This window comes from Aminobacter sp. P4_D5, assembly GCF_056401815.1.
Map to the genome: position 1 here is coordinate 1 of NZ_JBFUIP010000954.1, position 621 is coordinate 621.

General features: G+C 68.3%; 1 protein-coding gene. It reads left to right on the plus strand.

The window, feature by feature from the left end; all coding sequences use genetic code 11:
- Positions 1-537 (plus strand): DUF1285 domain-containing protein (locus tag AC1DWF_RS36025; protein ID WP_476843242.1); only part of this gene is annotated, 537 nt, incomplete at its 5' end.
- Positions 538-621: the final 84 nt, after the last annotated feature.

Here is a 621-nt window from a genome sequence, read left to right on the forward strand (position 1 = left end):
AATCAGGGGCGGCAGAAGCACGACAACGGGCGCATCGACATGCGGATCGCCCGGGACGGGACCTGGTTCTACAAGGGCAGCCCGATCAACCGGAAGGAGCTGGTCTGCCTCTTTGCCTCGGTGCTGAAGCGCGAGGCCTGCGGCGGCTATCTGCTTGAGACCCCTGTGGAAAAGGGCTGGATCACCGTCGAGGACGCGCCTTTCGTGGCGGTCGAGATGGTCTGGCGGGACTGCGATTGCGGCGATGGCGGGCCGATCCGGCAGTGCCTCAGCTTCCGCACCAATTGCGACGAGGTGATCCCCTGCAACGCGGAGCACCCGATCCGCATCCAGATCGACCCCCGGACGCGCGAGCCGCGCCCCTACATCACGGTCCGGCCGGGACTCGAGGCCCGGATCGCCCGGCCCGTCTTCTACGAGATGGTGGCCCTCTCCGTGACCGAGCGTATCGAGGACCGGCAGATCATGGGCGTCTGGAGCGAGGGAGTCTTCTTCCCGATCGACGAGGACCCCGCTCTCGGCGTGGCGGCGGAGTGACGGGCGAGGAGCTTTGCGCCCGGCTGCGTGACCCCCGTTTCCTGGAGTCGATGCCGCCGCCGACCGGCGACGTCGCCCTGCTGC